The 628-nt window shown below is 40.3% G+C and carries 1 protein-coding gene and 1 pseudogene; both read left to right on the top strand.

What is annotated here, in order from left to right:
• Nucleotides 1–372 (top strand): annotated as a pseudogene (locus tag AOQ32_RS08450) (GH25 family lysozyme); the annotation flags it as partial.
• Between the two features lie 186 nt (nucleotides 373–558).
• Nucleotides 559–628: KxYKxGKxW signal peptide domain-containing protein (locus AOQ32_RS09205; RefSeq protein ID WP_199504908.1), on the top strand; the 70-nt coding region annotated here is incomplete at its 3' end.

Raw genomic sequence — 628 nt, 5'->3', positions numbered from 1 at the left:
GGTAAGCTTTACTACTTCGGTAATGACGGCACCTTCTTTATGCGGACAAACCAAGAAGTAAACGACAATGGTACTATTTACTATGCCAATGCGGATGGTAGCTTGACACCAAAGGAAGGCTACATCTGGGATGGTTCACCAGCAAACGGTGGCTATCGTTGGTATGAAGACGGTCAATTGTATACTGGCTTCCGTTACTACATGGGAACGTACTACTGGTTCGTTGATGGTGTTCGTCAAAATCAAGGATGGCGTCAAGCATGGGGTCTGACATATTGGACAGATGCCGATGGTCGAGCAGTACAAGGAAACCAAAGCATTGATGGTAAGAACTATTACTTCGGTAATGATGGCACTTACTTTGTGCGTTAATAGCTAATAAAGGTATTAAAGAAGGCTAAAACGACATGTCGTTTTAGCCTTTTTGTCTTATAAAAAATAAAGTATTACAGTTTTATTAAATGAAAATATAGAATTTTTACATGAAACGTCATATAATAAATATGTTTGCTTCACTTCAAGACATGTTAAATTTATTTAGGAGAGTTGGACTTTAGAATGAGAAAGAAATTGTACAAGGCAGGAAAAATGTGGGTGGCAGCCGCGACTGCGGCGGCAGGCGTTGGCG

It is taken from the genome of Fructobacillus tropaeoli, from assembly GCF_001047135.2.
Lineage (GTDB): Bacteria > Bacillota > Bacilli > Lactobacillales > Lactobacillaceae > Fructobacillus > Fructobacillus tropaeoli.
The sequence above is the reverse complement of the archived record's forward strand: the minus strand, read 5'-3'. Positions and strand labels throughout refer to the sequence as shown.